This is a genomic window from Brevundimonas sp. MYb52, from assembly GCF_002979535.1.
Taxonomy (GTDB): Bacteria; Pseudomonadota; Alphaproteobacteria; order Caulobacterales; family Caulobacteraceae; genus Brevundimonas.
This window is the reverse complement of record NZ_PCPB01000001.1, coordinates 66,444-79,537: the sequence shown is the minus strand read 5'-3', so window position 1 is coordinate 79,537 and position 13,094 is coordinate 66,444. Positions and strand designations below refer to the sequence as shown.

At 66.2% G+C, this 13,094-nt stretch carries 14 protein-coding genes; 9 read left to right on the top strand and 5 right to left on the bottom strand.

Translation table 11 applies throughout. The features are described from left to right. Positions 1-377: 377 nt before the first annotated feature. From CQ039_RS00490 to CQ039_RS00475, 4 genes are all read left to right on the top strand, one after another. Positions 378-1,304 (top strand): nitronate monooxygenase family protein, encoded by a 927-nt coding sequence (locus CQ039_RS00490; RefSeq protein WP_105564780.1) that lies wholly within the window; start codon positions 378-380, stop codon positions 1,302-1,304. A gap of 30 nt (positions 1,305-1,334) precedes the next feature. Continuing rightward, positions 1,335-2,042, top strand: a complete 708-nt coding sequence (locus CQ039_RS00485) for a TorF family putative porin (protein ID WP_105564779.1) — start codon at positions 1,335-1,337, stop codon at positions 2,040-2,042. A 53-nt stretch (positions 2,043-2,095) separates the two neighbouring features. After that, positions 2,096-2,317, top strand: a complete 222-nt coding sequence (locus tag CQ039_RS00480; RefSeq protein ID WP_105564778.1) for a hypothetical protein — start codon at positions 2,096-2,098, stop codon at positions 2,315-2,317. 172 nt (positions 2,318-2,489) lie between these two features. Continuing rightward, the gene (locus CQ039_RS00475; protein ID WP_003167329.1) at positions 2,490-2,702 is read left to right on the top strand and encodes a cold-shock protein; all 213 of its coding nucleotides are present in this window, start codon (positions 2,490-2,492) and stop codon (positions 2,700-2,702) included. 84 nt (positions 2,703-2,786) lie between these two features. Here CQ039_RS00475 and CQ039_RS00470 read toward each other — a convergent pair whose 3' ends face one another. Together CQ039_RS00470 and CQ039_RS00465 are read right to left on the bottom strand one after the other, a co-directional pair. Continuing rightward, positions 2,787-3,965 carry a cystathionine gamma-synthase gene (locus CQ039_RS00470; protein WP_105564777.1) on the bottom strand — a complete coding sequence of 393 codons (1,179 nt, stop codon included), beginning with the start codon at positions 3,963-3,965 and terminating at the stop codon, positions 2,787-2,789. 4 nt (positions 3,966-3,969) lie between these two features. Further along, complete coding sequence (locus CQ039_RS00465; RefSeq protein WP_105564776.1) at positions 3,970-5,373, bottom strand: cystathionine beta-synthase; 1,404 nt, start codon at positions 5,371-5,373, stop codon at positions 3,970-3,972. 115 nt (positions 5,374-5,488) lie between these two features. Here CQ039_RS00465 and rnr point away from each other — a divergent pair, with 115 nt between their 5' ends. From rnr to CQ039_RS00450, 3 genes are read left to right on the top strand one after another with little or no spacing between them, the layout of a single operon-like run. Then, a complete protein-coding gene (rnr, locus tag CQ039_RS00460) occupies positions 5,489-7,816 on the top strand; it encodes a ribonuclease R (protein ID WP_105564775.1) in 2,328 nt (775 codons plus the stop codon). Then, entirely contained in the window at positions 7,813-8,520 is a 708-nt protein-coding gene (locus CQ039_RS00455; protein ID WP_105564774.1) for an NUDIX domain-containing protein, read from the top strand. Before rnr ends, CQ039_RS00455 begins: the two co-directional genes overlap by 4 nt. A gap of 4 nt (positions 8,521-8,524) precedes the next feature. Then, positions 8,525-8,938 carry a DUF5990 family protein gene (locus tag CQ039_RS00450; protein WP_105564773.1) on the top strand — a complete coding sequence of 138 codons (414 nt, stop codon included), beginning with the start codon at positions 8,525-8,527 and terminating at the stop codon, positions 8,936-8,938. Between the two features lie 4 nt (positions 8,939-8,942). On the opposite strand, the gene CQ039_RS00445 is transcribed toward CQ039_RS00450, so the two are convergent. After that, entirely contained in the window at positions 8,943-9,500 is a 558-nt protein-coding gene (locus CQ039_RS00445; protein WP_199183516.1) for a hypothetical protein, read from the bottom strand. Positions 9,501-9,635: 135 nt separating this feature from the next. Between CQ039_RS00445 and rpmG the strand changes: the two genes are divergently transcribed. Beyond that, a complete protein-coding gene (gene rpmG, locus CQ039_RS00440; RefSeq protein WP_003164451.1) occupies positions 9,636-9,803 on the top strand; it encodes a 50S ribosomal protein L33 in 168 nt (55 codons plus the stop codon). Positions 9,804-9,906: 103 nt separating this feature from the next. Here the strand turns inward: rpmG and CQ039_RS00435 are convergent, their stop codons facing one another. Then, the gene (locus CQ039_RS00435) at positions 9,907-11,271 is read right to left on the bottom strand and encodes a PleD family two-component system response regulator (protein WP_105564771.1); all 1,365 of its coding nucleotides are present in this window, start codon (positions 11,269-11,271) and stop codon (positions 9,907-9,909) included. Between the two features lie 6 nt (positions 11,272-11,277). After that, entirely contained in the window at positions 11,278-11,643 is a 366-nt protein-coding gene (locus CQ039_RS00430; RefSeq protein ID WP_105564770.1) for a response regulator, read from the bottom strand. 163 nt (positions 11,644-11,806) lie between these two features. Between CQ039_RS00430 and CQ039_RS00425 the strand changes: the two genes are divergently transcribed. Beyond that, positions 11,807-13,063, top strand: coding sequence for a DNA polymerase IV (locus CQ039_RS00425; protein ID WP_369831536.1), 1,257 nt, complete (start codon positions 11,807-11,809; stop codon positions 13,061-13,063). The last annotated feature ends 31 nt before the right edge of the window (positions 13,064-13,094 follow it).

Sequence of the window (13,094 nt, the reverse complement as noted above, 5' to 3'; positions counted from 1 at the left end):
GAAAATGCCGCCCCCGCGACGGCGTTTGCACAATCGACCTGGCGCCCTTCCTCGCCGTGGTAGGATGCGGGTTGCGGACGGACGGGCCTGAGGGGGATTTCAGACAGATTAGACGAATTGGACTCTGTTTTTTGGCGGGCTGCTTTCCGCGCCTCCGCCCCCAAAATCCGCTCATCCCCGCGGAGGCGGGGACCCAGTGCCTTGGCTGCAAGCACCGACCGGAAATCAAAGGCCGCCATTCCGAGCGCGGTGTCCGTGGCTCTTACTGGGTCCCCGCCTCCGCGGGGATGAGCGGTAGTGAGTGCATTGCCTTCCCCCGCGACACCCGGTTAGCGTCCCTTAAAACAACCCGCAGAAACCATTCCAGGAAACGATCCGTGGCCATTCCCGCTTCCCTGCAGTCCGGCCTGAAGCTGCCGGTCATCGCCTCGCCCATGTTCCTGGTGTCCGGCCCGGATCTGGTGGTCGAGGCCTGCAATGCGGGCGTGATCGGCACCTTCCCCTCGCTGAACCAGCGCACGACCGAGGGCTATCGGGACTGGGTGCAAGAGATCAAATCCCGGCTGAAACCTGACGCCGCCGCTTACGGCGTCAACCACATCGTCCATCCGACCAATCCGCGCCTGATGGCCGACATGATGGTCTCGGTCGAAGAGAAAGTGCCGCTGATCATCACCTCGCTAGGCGCGGTGCGCGACGTGGTCGACGCGGTTCACGGCTACGGCGGCGTGGTCTTCCACGACATCGCCAATGTCCGTCATGCGAGGAAGGCGGCCGAGGCCGGGGTCGACGGCCTGATCCTGGTCGCCAATGGCGCGGGCGGCCATGCGGGCGTGGTCAATCCCTTCGCCCTGATCAACGAGGTCCGCAGCTTCTATGACGGGACCATCATCCTCGCGGGCTGTCTGTCGACGGGCCAGGACGTGGCCGCCGCCCTGATGATGGGCGCCGACTTCGCCTATATGGGCACCCGCTTCATCGCCACGGCCGAGAGCGAGGCCCAGCCGCACTATAAGGACCTGATCGTCGCCTCCGGCTCGGCCGACATCACCTATACCCCCGCCGTTTCGGGCATCCCGGCCAACTTCCTGACCCCGTCCCTGGTCGAGAACAAGATCGACCCGAAGTCCCTGCCCGAACACAAGCTGGACATGGGCGAGGAAGCCAAGGCGTGGAAGACCATCTGGTCCGCCGGGCAAGGCTCAGGCTCGATCCACGACAGCCCCACAACGGCCCAGCTTGTGGCGCGGTTGGCGGACGAGTTTTCACAGGCCTGTGATAAATTCGACAAGAAGCGTCTCTAGGAGCGGCCTCGTCGCTTCACGAGGCTTTTCATGCTCCGCACCCTGACGAACGCCGCCCTTATCGCCGCTGCGCCCCTGGTCCTGATGGCCTCCGGGGCCCATGCGCAGGATACTGGTCTGAGTGGGGGCAAGTGGTCCTTCTCGGCCGGCGCCGCGACCGACAACCGCTCCAAGGACCTGTCCAAGACGGACGGCGATCCCTTCGTCTATGGCGCGGCCGAATGGGAAAGCGCCAGCGGTCTTGTCTATGGCTCCGCCGGGCTGGAAACCATCGACGCGGGCGGCTCCAAACTGGAGAATGAACTGGTCGTGGGCCTGCGCCCCGAGTTCGCCGGCTTCGACTTCGACCTGAACCTGGCCCACAAGTATCGCTTCGACGCCAACCCCGGCTATGACGACGACGCCTGGGAATTCACCGCCGACATGAAGCGCTCGATCGGCCCGGCCAGCGCCCGCCTGCGGCTGCAGCACTCGCCCGACGGCACCGGCTCGACCGAGGCCTGGACCTGGGTGGCGCTCCGCGGCGGCTGGGACTTCACCAACAAGCTGAACGTCTCGGCCGAAATCGGTCGCCGCGATCAGGACAACAGCGTCGACTACACCGGCTGGAACGTCGGCGGCTCCTACGCCCTGACGCCGAAGACCGAGCTGGAACTGCGCTGGCATGACACCGACGCCGACGTTCCGGGCGAACAATACAAGGGCGCCCTGGTCGCGGGGATCAACTTCTCGTTCTGATCTTGTGACCGATCAGCGGTAGATAATCGGGGGAAAGTCATTAGGTTAAGGTCATGACTTTCCGCCCCACTACCCTGGAACGTGCGTATCAATTAGCTGAAAGCGGCGCCTGCCGCACCGTCAGCGAGGTCAAGCAGGCGCTGCAGAGCGAGGGCTATGACCGCATTCAGGACAGCCTCTACGGCGGCACCATCACCGCCGCCCTGCGCAAGCGCTGTCAGGCGAGCTACGTCGGCGACGCCGCCGCTCCCGCCGACGAAGAAGAAGACGCCTGAATCCAAGGGGTCTTGCGCTGGACGCATTTGCCGTCCATTTTACCGCCGTCGATCTCTCTGCGTAACGCTGCTGCCCCTTTGCTCTGCGCACCGAGGACTAGGCCGATCCATTCAGACCCGACAGGCCAAAGGGGCTGTTCCCTGAGGCCAACGACTAGCGGAGGTCCTGAAAATGGCTACCGGCACTGTGAAATGGTTCAACTCCACCAAGGGCTACGGCTTCATCCAACCGGATGACGGCGGCAAAGACGTGTTCGTGCACATCTCGGCTGTCGAAGCTGCCGGCCTGCGTGGCCTCGACGAGAACCAAAAGGTCTCGTACGAAATCGAGCGCGACCGTCGCTCGGGCAAGGAATCGGCCGGTCAACTGAAGACCGAAGGCTGATTTCGGCCTCGTCAGGGCTCTAGCCCCGGCGAAGAAATCGAAGGGGCGCTCCGGTCAGCCGGAGCGCCCCTTTTTCGTATCAGATCAGGAAAGCGCCTGATCCAGATCGGCGATCAGGTCGTCGATGTCCTCGACCCCGACCGACAGGCGGATCAGGTTATCGGTGACGCCGCCCGCCTCACGGACCTCCTTGGGCACGGAGGCGTGGGTCATGATGGCCGGGTGGTTCACCAGGCTTTCGACCCCGCCCAGCGACTCCGCCAGGGTGAAGACCTGCACCCGCTCCAGCACCCGCCGTGTGCGCTCCAGATCGCCGTCGATCAGCACCGTGACCATGCCGCCGAAGCGCCCGTTCATCTGACGTGCCGCCAATTCGTGCTGCGGGTGGCTGATCAGACCCGGATAGATGACCTTGGCCACCCCGCCGTTCTTCTGACCGGCCCGGTCTTCCAGCCAGCGGGCGACGGCCATGGCGTTCTCGTTGTGCGCCTTCATGCGCAGGCCCAGGGTCTTCAGCCCCCGGTTGGCCAGGAAGGCGTCGAACGGCCCCATGACGCCGCCGATGGAGTTCTGCAGGAACTTCAGCTGCGCCGCCATCTCGGCGTCCTTGGCCACCAGAACCCCACCGACGATGTCGGAGTGACCGTTCAGGTACTTGGTCGCCGAATGCATGACCACGTCGGCGCCGAGCGCCAGCGGCTGCTGGCTCCACGGCGTGGCGAAGGTGTTGTCCACGACCAGGATCAGCTTGTGCGCCTTGGCGATCTTGGACAGGACCTCAATGTCGGCCAGCTTCATCAGCGGATTGGTCGGCGTCTCGACCCACAGCATCCGCGTCTTGTCGGTGATCGCCGCCTCGACTGCCTTGAGGTCGGTCAGGTCGATGTAGCTGAAGTCCAGCCCCATGGACCGGCGCCGCACCCGCTCGAACAGCCGCCACGAGCCGCCGTACAGGTCGTCGCCGGTGACGATGTGCGACCCGGCGTCCAGCAGTTCCAGCGCAGTCGAGGTCGCCGCCATGCCCGAGCCGAAGCCGAAGGCCTGAACCCCGCCCTCCAGATCGGCGATGCAGGCCTCGAAGGCCTCGCGCGTCGGGTTCTTGCCGCGCGCATACTCATAACCCTTGTTCACGCCCGGGCTTTCCTGGGCATAGGTCGAGGTGGCGTAGATCGGCGTCATCACCGCGCCCGTGGTCGGGTCGGGCTTCTGGCCGGCGTGGATGGCGCGGGTCGAGAAACCCTGGCTGTTCTTCAGGTCTGCCATGGTCTTACCGGTTCAGGCTGAGGTGGTTGATCAGGTCGGTGCGGGCGATCAGGCCGACGAAGGTCTCGCCGTCCAGCACGATGGCCACGCGGTCGCGGTCAAAGATCGGGATCAGGGCGTCCAGCGTCTCGCTGACCTGCAGGGTGTCCAGGTCGCGCGTCATGGCCGAGGACACCGGCTTGGCGAAGCGTTCTTTCCGGGTGATCTCGTCGGTGTTCATGATGTGGACGATGTCGCTCTCGTCCAGAATGCCGACCAGACGACCGTCCTGAATGACCGGCAGTTGCGACACGCCGTCGCCCTTCATCCGCTTGAAGGCGGTGTCCAGGGTGTCGTCGGGGCCGATCACCACGACGTCGCCGTTGGCGTATTTGCGGGTGATCAGATCCGACAGGTCGCCGTGCAGCTCGCGCTGGGTCAGACCCTGATCAGCCAGCCAGGCGTCGTTATAGACCTTGGACAGGTACTTGGCGCCGGTGTCGCAGACGAAGGTCACGACCCGCTTCGGCTCGGTTTGCTCGCGGCACCAGCGCAGGGCCGTGGCGATCAGGGTGCCCGACGACGACCCCGCCAGGATGCCTTCCTTCAGCAGCAGATCGCGCACCGTGGCGATCGCCTCGCTGTCCGGGATGGAATAGGCCACGTCGATCAGGTCGGCGTCGGCGGTGTCGGGCATGAAGTTCTGACCGATACCCTCGACCGAATAGCTGCCGTCCGGCCCGGCCACGCCCTCGTTGATCAGCCCGGCCAGGGCCGAACCGACCGGGTCGGCCAGGATGATCTTGGCCTTCGAGCCCTGCGACTTGAAGTATTGCGCATTGCCCGTGATCGTCCCGCCCGAGCCGATGCCGGCGACGAAGGCGTCGATCTGGCCGTCCATCTGCTCGTAGATTTCAGGCCCGGTCGTCTTGAAGTGGGCGGCGGTGTTGGCGTCGTTGGCGAACTGGTTGACGAAGTAGCCGCCCGGGATCTGCTGGGCCAGACGTTCGGCCATGTCGGTGTAGTATTCGGGGTGGCCGTGCGGCACATCCGAGCGGGTCAGGCGCACGTCGGCGCCCATGGCGCGCAGGTGCTGGATCTTTTCCTTGGACATCTTGTCGGGGATGACCAGCAGGACCTTGTAGCCCTTCTGCTTGCCGACCAGGGTCAGGGCCAGGCCGGTATTGCCCGCCGTCGCCTCGACAATGGTGCCGCCCGGTTTCAGCCAGCCCGCGTTTTCCGCCGCCTCGATCATCGACAGGGCGATGCGGTCCTTGATGGAACCGCCGGGGTTCTGGCTCTCCAGCTTCAGGAACAGACGGCACGGACCGGTGTCGATCCGCGTCACCTCGACCATCGGCGTCTTGCCGATCAGGTCCAGCAGCGATCCCACAGGACGGATCAGGACGGGGGCGTCGGACATCGACATGCGAAAAGGCTCCGAAAGAGGCGTGTTCAGGGGCGGAAGCTGGGCGTCGCAGGCTTCGCGGTCAACTCACGCAAGTTTTCACCCATTTGCCCCGAAGCGCATTACATAGGACGCAATGACCAAGACGCCGAAACGCCCCGCCGCGGGCCTGCCCGACAAAGACACCCTGATCGCCTTCCTGCGTGAAGCGGGCGAGGCCGAGAAGGCCGACATCGCCCGCGCCTTCGGATTGAAGGGCATTGAACGCCGCCAACTGCGCGAAATGCTGAAGACGCTGGAGGCCGAAGGCGCCCTGGGCAAGCGCGGCCGTAAGGGCTTTTCCGAGGCCGGCGCCCTGCCCCCCGTCGGCGTGGTCGACGTGGTGGATCGCGACGCGGACGGCGAGCTCTACGTCGAACGGGTCAAGGGGGGCGACGACGCGCCGCGCGCCCTGCTGCTGCCCGACCGCGAGGGCAAGACCCCCGCACCGGGCCTGGGCGACCGCCTGCTGGTCAAGTTCGCGCGCGGCGCCGAGGGCTGGGAGGCCCGCCTGGTCAAGCGGCTGGACGCCGGAACCAACCGCGTCCTGGGCGTGATCCGCAAGTCAGCGCGCGAAACCCGCGTCGAGCCCGTCGACAAGCGCTCCAAGGACGTCCTGCTGATCCCGAACGCCGTGGCGGGCGACCTGCGCGACGGCGACCTGGTCCTGGCCTCGATCGAGAAGGGCGACCACCGCTACGGGCCCAAGCGCGGCAAGATCCTGGAGTCCATCGGCCGCGAGGATGACCCGCGCGCCGCCTCCATCATCGCCATCCACGCCCACGGCCTGCCCACCGGCTTCTCGGAACTGGTCGAGCGCGAGGCCGAGGATCAGGCCCTGCCGACGCTAAAGGGCCGCGAGGACCTGCGCGAAGTCCCCTTCATCACCATCGACCCGGCCGACGCGCGCGACCACGACGACGCCGTCTACGCAGAACGCGACACCGATCCCAAGAATCCTGGCGGCTGGATCGTCTGGGTCGCCATCGCCGACGTGGCCGCCTACGTCCGCCCCAACTCGGCCCTGGACCGCGAGGCGCGCGACAAGGGCAACTCGACCTACTTCCCCGACCGCGTCGAGCCGATGCTGCCGGAAGTCCTGTCCAACGGCCTGTGCAGCCTGAAACAGGGCGAGAACCGCGCCTGCATGGCCGTGCGGATGATCTTCGACAAGGACGGCAAGAAGACCGGGCACAAGTTCATGCGCGGCCTGATGCGGTCGCAGGCCAAGCTATCCTACGAGCAGGCCCAGTCCGCCATCGACGGCCAGCAGGACGACACGACGGGTCCGATCATGGACGCCATCCTCTATCCGCTGTGGAACGCCTATTCGACCATGCTGAAGGGCCGCGAGCGCCGCAGCCCCCTGGCCATCGAAAGCGCCGAGCGCCGCATCATCATGGCCCCCGATGGCGGCATCGCGGCCATCGAGCCGCGCAAGTCGCTGGAGGCCCACCGCCTGATCGAAGAAATGATGATCCAGGCCAACGTCTGCGCCGCCGAGACGCTGGAGAAGACGCGCACGCCGCTGATCTATCGCGTCCACGAAGCGCCCAGCCAGGAGAAGATCTTCAACCTGGCCGACTTCCTGCACACCATCGCCAAGCCCTGGAACAAGGGCGAGGCGCCGACCACCAAGCGCTTCAACAAGCTGCTGGACGAGATGCGCGACACGCCTCACGCCGAGGTGGTCAACGAGGTGGTCCTGCGCACCCAGATGCAGGCCGTCTATTCGCCGGACAACGTCGGCCACTTCGGTCTGCACCTGGACCGCTACGCCCACTTCACCTCGCCGATCCGACGCTATTCCGACCTGATCGTGCACCGGGGCCTGATCCGGGGTCTGAACCTGGGATCGGACGGCCTCACGGACCGCGAGATCGCCGAACTGGCCGCCATCGCCGAACAGGTGACGAGCACCGAGCGCCGCTCGATGGCCGCCGAGCGCGACGCCATGGACCGCTACATTGCCGCCTTCCTGGAAGACCACGTCGGCGCGACCTTCAGCGGGCGCATCACCGGCGTCACCCGCTTCGGCCTATTCGTGCGGCTGGACGAGACGGGCGCCGATGGTCTGGTCCCAGTCTCGACCCTGGGCAGCGAGTATTTCACCCACGACGACCGCGCCCACGCCCTGGTCGGCGAGCGCACCGGCAAGCGCTTCACTCTGGGCCGTCGCGTCGAGGTCAAGCTGATGGAGGCCACGCCCGTCACCGGCGGCCTGGTGCTGGAAATGATCTCCGAGCCTGACCCGCGCGATCCCAACGCGCCCGCCCCGCGCTACGGCATCCGAGGACGAAACGACCGGGGGGGCGGCGACGGCCCGCCCAAGCGCGGGAAGGGCCGCCCCGGCGGTCCCAAGCCCCGCAACGGCGCCAAGCCCTCCGGCGGGCTGAAGGGGGTTCGCAAGGGCAAGCGGCGGTGAAGCCTCAGCCCTTCGACGCCGCTCAGGATCTGGCCGACGCCCCGCGCACGGGCGGCGGCCAGAAGCCCAAGGACGCCGCCACCCTGATCCTGACGCGCGGCGGAGACCGGCCTGAGGTTCTGATGGGCCGGCGCGCGCCCGGCCACGTCTTCATGGCGTCGAAGTGGGTCTTCCCCGGCGGTCGCATCGACCGATCCGACTTCACCGCCGCCTCGACCGGCGAACTGTCATCTGACGTCGCCCGGCGGCTGGAGGCCGAGATGCCCGCCCGTCGCGCCCGCGCCCTGGCCCTGACCGCCGTGCGCGAGACGTTTGAGGAAACTGGCCTGATCCTCGGCCGCCCGGCCCCGCCCGCCTCGGTCGCTGGACCCTGGCGTGAATATCGTCAGGCGGGCGCCCTGCCCGACCTGTCGGTCCTGTCCTATGTGGCCCGCGCCATTACCCCGCCGGGCCGCACGCGCCGCTTTGACGCCCGCTTCTTCATGGCCCCGGTGGACGCTCTACGTGATCCCAACCGCATCGAGGGCTCGGGCGAACTGGACGAGATCGCCTGGCTGCCGCTGGACGAAGCCCGCGCCCTGGACCTGCCCGCCATCACCCGCTTTGTCCTGGGCGAGATGGCCGAACGCCTGACCCATCCCGACCGCCCCCTGCCCTTCGTTCGCATGGTGCGCGGCCAGCATGTGGTCGAACACAGGGACTGACGCGATGGGCAAGCAGACGATCACCTTGCGCCTGACCATCCACGATCCCGTGCCGGGCGTCTGCTACAGCCTGCAAGGCAAGGACGGCGAGCCGGTCGACGCCGTGACCGCGACCGAGGCCCCGCTGTCGCTGGACGCCCCCATCCCCCTGAACGACGACAACCATCTGACCGGCCCCTTTGTGCGGCGCGAGGGGTCGGAACGTCGCTTCGTCTATATCGGCATCGGAACCCATGCGGGCTTTGCCGGCCCGACCTGGAGCCGCCGAGCCAAGATCGACGTCCACGACATTCCCGCCGACCTGCTGGCCGCCGCGCGGCAAGGCCGCACGCTGGAGGTTCGCCTGCCGGGTCGGGCCAAGGACGGCGGCCCCGCCTGCGCCACCGTCCGCCCGCTGGAGCCGTGGAAAGCCCTCTAAGCCTCTATTGGGCGACCGGCTTGGTCAGGTCGAACTCGACGCGGAAATGACGGCTGGGGCGACGCAGTTCATAGGCGAACATGTGCCGGGGATGGATTTCCATCGCCCAGACGTTGGTGGTCGAGACCGAGGCGTTGTTGGCGTTGAACAGGTCAATGGATTCCTGATCCACCGGGAACTCCTGCCGCTCGGCCGTGCCGGCGCCCGCCGTATCGCCGCCATACCAGTGGAGGGTGTCGGTCGTGCCGTCGTCGTGGCGGTGATCGTGCTTCAGCCGCAGGCCGGTCGCGGTGCGCGTCACCACCCAGGTCCGCGAGCGGTCGGCGCCGACCCAGAAGGGAATGCGAATCTCTTCGGCTGTGCAGTCGCGCACGTGCATCAAGAGTCTCTGACTGGCGAAGTCCGAATCGGCGGCGTCGGTGGTGACGACCCTGCCCTCGAACTTCTGCCCGCACAGGGTGCTCAGGTTCTTGAAGAAGGCGTCCTGCGGCGTGTCCGCCCGCGCCGAGGTTGGCAGGGACGACAGGGTCAGAGCGGCGGCCGCAAGGGCGATCGAGGTCATGGCTTTCATTCCGACAGCCTAGTCGCTAGAAGCCAATCCTCAACGCGACATCGCGGGCGTTGACTTTGATCTCCGCCTGAGTATGTTCCGCGCCTCTCGTTTCATGCGGCTTTCGCCGTCGCAAAGGTAATTCCGATGGCCAAACCGGCTTCCATCAAGATCCGCCTGAACTCCACCGCTGACACCGGCTTCTTCTACGTGACCAAGAAGAACGCCCGTACGATGACCGAAAAGATGGTCGTCAAGAAGTACGACCCGGTCGTCCGCAAGCACGTCGAGTTCAAGGAAGGCAAGATCAAGTAAGGGCTTAACCGCCCGGCCCTCGGGCCTCGCTTGACTGCAGAATTCAAAACGCCCGGCTTTTCAGCCGGGCGTTTTTCGTTGTTCGATCAATGAGAAAGACGGCTCAGGCCGCGCGGGCGACGACCTTGTTGCGTCCCGAAGCCTTGGCCTCATAGACGCCCTCGTCTGCCCGCTTCAGCAAGGATTCCGGCGTATCCTCCGCCCCTGTCGTGGCGGCCACTCCGACAGAGACAGTGACGTTCAGGTGCGCCTTGCCGTCCATGACGCGGAAGGGCGCCGAGCCCACGTCGCGACGGATACGCTCTGCGATGCGGTGGGCGTCTTCCAGCGTCGTGCCGGGCATGACCACCACGAATTCCTCGCCGCCGAATCGACACGGCAGATCGACCGCGCGCACATTGGTCGCCAGCCGCACCGAAAACTCGCGCAGGACTTCGTCCCCGGCGTCGTGGCCAAATCCGTCGTTGACGGCCTTGAAGTGGTCGATGTCCAGCACCAGCACCGCCACTGGCTCGCCGCCGCGATTGGTGCGCGCCACCAGAGCCTGAAGCTGATTCGTCATGTAGCGACGGTTATGCAGCCCGGTCAGGGCGTCCGTGACGGCCATCTCCAGGCTGTGGTCCAGCTTCTCGCGCAGGAAATCGCCATAGCGCTTGCGCCGCACCTGGGTCCGCACCCGCGCCGACAGTTCTTCGGGGTCCACCGGTCGCGTCAGAAGATCATTGGCGCCCAGTTCCAGCGCCTTCAGCAGCCGAGGCCGGTCCTGCGAATCCACCAGGGCCAGGATCGGCAGTCGCCGTGTCGGCTCCTTGGAACGGGCCTGGGCGATCAGACGCAGCCCATCAAAACCGTCCGAGGTCACATTGACGATCATCAGATCGACCGGACCGCGCGCAGCCTCCAGCGCCGCCGCCGGGTCTGCCTCAATCAGTGGGCGATGCTCGACCGCCAGTTCCTGGGCCACCTTGGCGGCTTGCAGGGCATTGTCGTCCACCACCAGGACACGCCCGCCCGAACCCTTCAGTCGCGCCACGCCGGCGGTGTCGACGCCGACGCGCCGTCCGCTCTCCTCGCGCTCACGCAGTTCGTCCATGACCATCTTCAGCCGGGTCAGGCTCCTGACCCGCGCCATCAGAATCACATCGTCCAGCGGCTTGGTCAGGAAGTCGTCGGCGCCGGCTTCCAGTCCCCTGATCCGATCCTGCCGCCCGTCCAGCGCCGTCACCAGCACCACCGGGATATGCCGCGTCTTCGGATCCTCCTTGAGCCGGCGACAGGTCTCGAACCCATCCATGCCCGGCATCATGACATCAAGAAGGATCAGGTCAGGCTGTTCCGACGTCGCCAGTGCGATAGCCGTCAGACCGTCGCCGCAGGTCAGGGCGTCGAAATACTCGATCGTCAGCTTGGCTTCGAGCAGTCGGACATTGGTCTCGACGTCGTCAACCACCAGGATGCGCGCGCTCATGAGGCCCTACCCCAGATGCTTGCGGATCGTCTCAAGGAACGACACCACCGAAATAGGCTTGGAGATATAGGCCTCGCAGCCGCCCTGTCTGATCCGTTCCTCGTCACCCTTCATGGCGAAGGCTGTAACGGCGATGACAGGGATATGGTTCAGCTCTTCGTCGTCCTTGAGCCACTTGGTCACTTCCAGGCCGGAAATCTCCGGCAACTGAATGTCCATCAGGATCAGGTCAGGGCGATGCTCGCGCGCAATGGCGAGCGCCTGCAGCCCTTCGCGGGTCTGCAGGGTCTGATAGCCCTGGGAATCGAGCAGATCATGAAAAAGCTTCATGTTCAGCTCGTTATCCTCGACAATGAGGACTTTCTTGGACATCCGCCACCCGGCTCTTTCGCCAATAATTCGCGCTGTAGCGCAGGGCTTTTCGCCTTCTTCGGATGCACACTGGCCCATGCAGTCTTAAGTTGAGGTGAAGCCGCTTTTTCTTTGCGCTATCGCACTTCGCGCCGCTGGAGCGCGAACGGAGTCTCACTTGGGTCTGAAGGCCATCTGCCGCGACTGCCTGTGGACCGGCGACCGCAAGGTCGAGCGGTGCCCATCGTGCGCCTCGCGTCGGGTCGTCAGCCATGACGAACTGGGCGATCTGACCATCGCCCACCTGGACTGCGACGCCTTCTACGCCTCCGTCGAGAAGCGCGACCGGCCTGAACTCCGCGACAAGCCGGTCATCATCGGCGGCGGCAAGCGCGGCGTGGTCTCCACCGCCTGTTACGTCGCCCGCCTGCACGGCGTCGGCTCGGCCATGCCGATGTACAAGGCGCTGAAGGCCTGCCCGGACGCCGTCGTCATCAAGCCCGACTTCCGCAAGTATGTGGCCGAGAGCGAGCGCATCTTCGGCGCCGTCGGCAAGCTGACACCCCTGGTCCAGACCCTGTCGCTGGACGAGGCCTGGATCGACCTGGCCGGGACCGAGCGCCTGAACGGCGGCCCGCCGGCCTTTCAACTGATCCGCCTGCAGAAGTGGATCGAGGACGAAACGGGCCTGACCGTCTCTATCGGCCTGGCCCCCAACCGCTTCCTGGCCAAGATCGCGTCTGAACTGGACAAGCCGCGCGGCTTTTCCGTCATCGGCGCGGTCGAGGCCAAGGGCCTGCTGGCCTCGCGTCCGGTCAACATCCTGCCCGGTGTCGGCCCGGTGTTCGGACGCACCCTGCGGTCCGACGGATTCGCCACGGTGGGCGACCTGGCCGCCGCCGACGTCAAGGACCTGATCCGGCGTTACGGCGAGACGGGCCTACGCCTCTATGACCTCAGCCACGCTCGTGATGCACGTCCCGTCAGGCCGGACCACGACCGGCGCGGCATGAGCGCCGAGACCACCTTCAACGACGACCTGACCACCGCCGAGGATCTGGAGGCGGAGTTGTGGCCCCTGTGCGAGAAGCTGGCCTCGAAAGCCCGCCGCGACGGCGTGGCCAGCCGCGTGGTGGTGCTGAAACTCCGCAAGGCCGATTTCAGGATCGTCACCCGCCGCATCACCCTGGCTGAGCCGGTGCAGACGGCGCGCGTGCTGTTTTCCGCCGGACGCGATCTGCTGAGGCCCGAACTAGGCGAGGCCTATCGCCTGATCGGCATCGGCCTGGCCGAGATCGCCGAAGCCAGCGCCGCCCCCGCTGGCCTGTTCGCCACCGCCGAGACCCGCGCCCTGAAAACCGAGACCGCCATCGACGCCCTGCGCGCCAAATTCGGCGCCGCCGCCGTGGTCGCGGGCCGTGCGCTCAAGAAGCCCGGATGACGCCGCCCGTCTGGCGCGCTACACCCCGCTC

What these genes read in the sequence shown, in the direction of transcription:
- CQ039_RS00485 (WP_105564779.1), top strand. Translation starts at nt 1,335, where the DNA reads ATGCTCCGCACCCTGACGAACGCCGCCCTTATCGCCGCTGCGCCCCTG.
- CQ039_RS00480 (WP_105564778.1), top strand. Translation starts at nt 2,096, where the DNA reads ATGACTTTCCGCCCCACTACCCTGGAACGTGCGTATCAATTAGCTGAA.
- rpmG (WP_003164451.1), top strand. Translation starts at nt 9,636, where the DNA reads ATGGCCAAACCGGCTTCCATCAAGATCCGCCTGAACTCCACCGCTGAC.
- CQ039_RS00470 (WP_105564777.1), bottom strand. Translation starts at nt 3,965, where the DNA reads ATGGCAGACCTGAAGAACAGCCAGGGTTTCTCGACCCGCGCCATCCAC.
- CQ039_RS00430 (WP_105564770.1), bottom strand. Translation starts at nt 11,643, where the DNA reads ATGTCCAAGAAAGTCCTCATTGTCGAGGATAACGAGCTGAACATGAAG.
- CQ039_RS00450 (WP_105564773.1), top strand. Translation starts at nt 8,525, where the DNA reads ATGGGCAAGCAGACGATCACCTTGCGCCTGACCATCCACGATCCCGTG.
- CQ039_RS00445 (WP_199183516.1), bottom strand. Translation starts at nt 9,500, where the DNA reads ATGACCTCGATCGCCCTTGCGGCCGCCGCTCTGACCCTGTCGTCCCTG.
- CQ039_RS00475 (WP_003167329.1), top strand. Translation starts at nt 2,490, where the DNA reads ATGGCTACCGGCACTGTGAAATGGTTCAACTCCACCAAGGGCTACGGC.
- rnr (WP_105564775.1), top strand. Translation starts at nt 5,489, where the DNA reads ATGACCAAGACGCCGAAACGCCCCGCCGCGGGCCTGCCCGACAAAGAC.
- CQ039_RS00435 (WP_105564771.1), bottom strand. Translation starts at nt 11,271, where the DNA reads ATGAGCGCGCGCATCCTGGTGGTTGACGACGTCGAGACCAATGTCCGA.
- CQ039_RS00465 (WP_105564776.1), bottom strand. Translation starts at nt 5,373, where the DNA reads ATGTCGATGTCCGACGCCCCCGTCCTGATCCGTCCTGTGGGATCGCTG.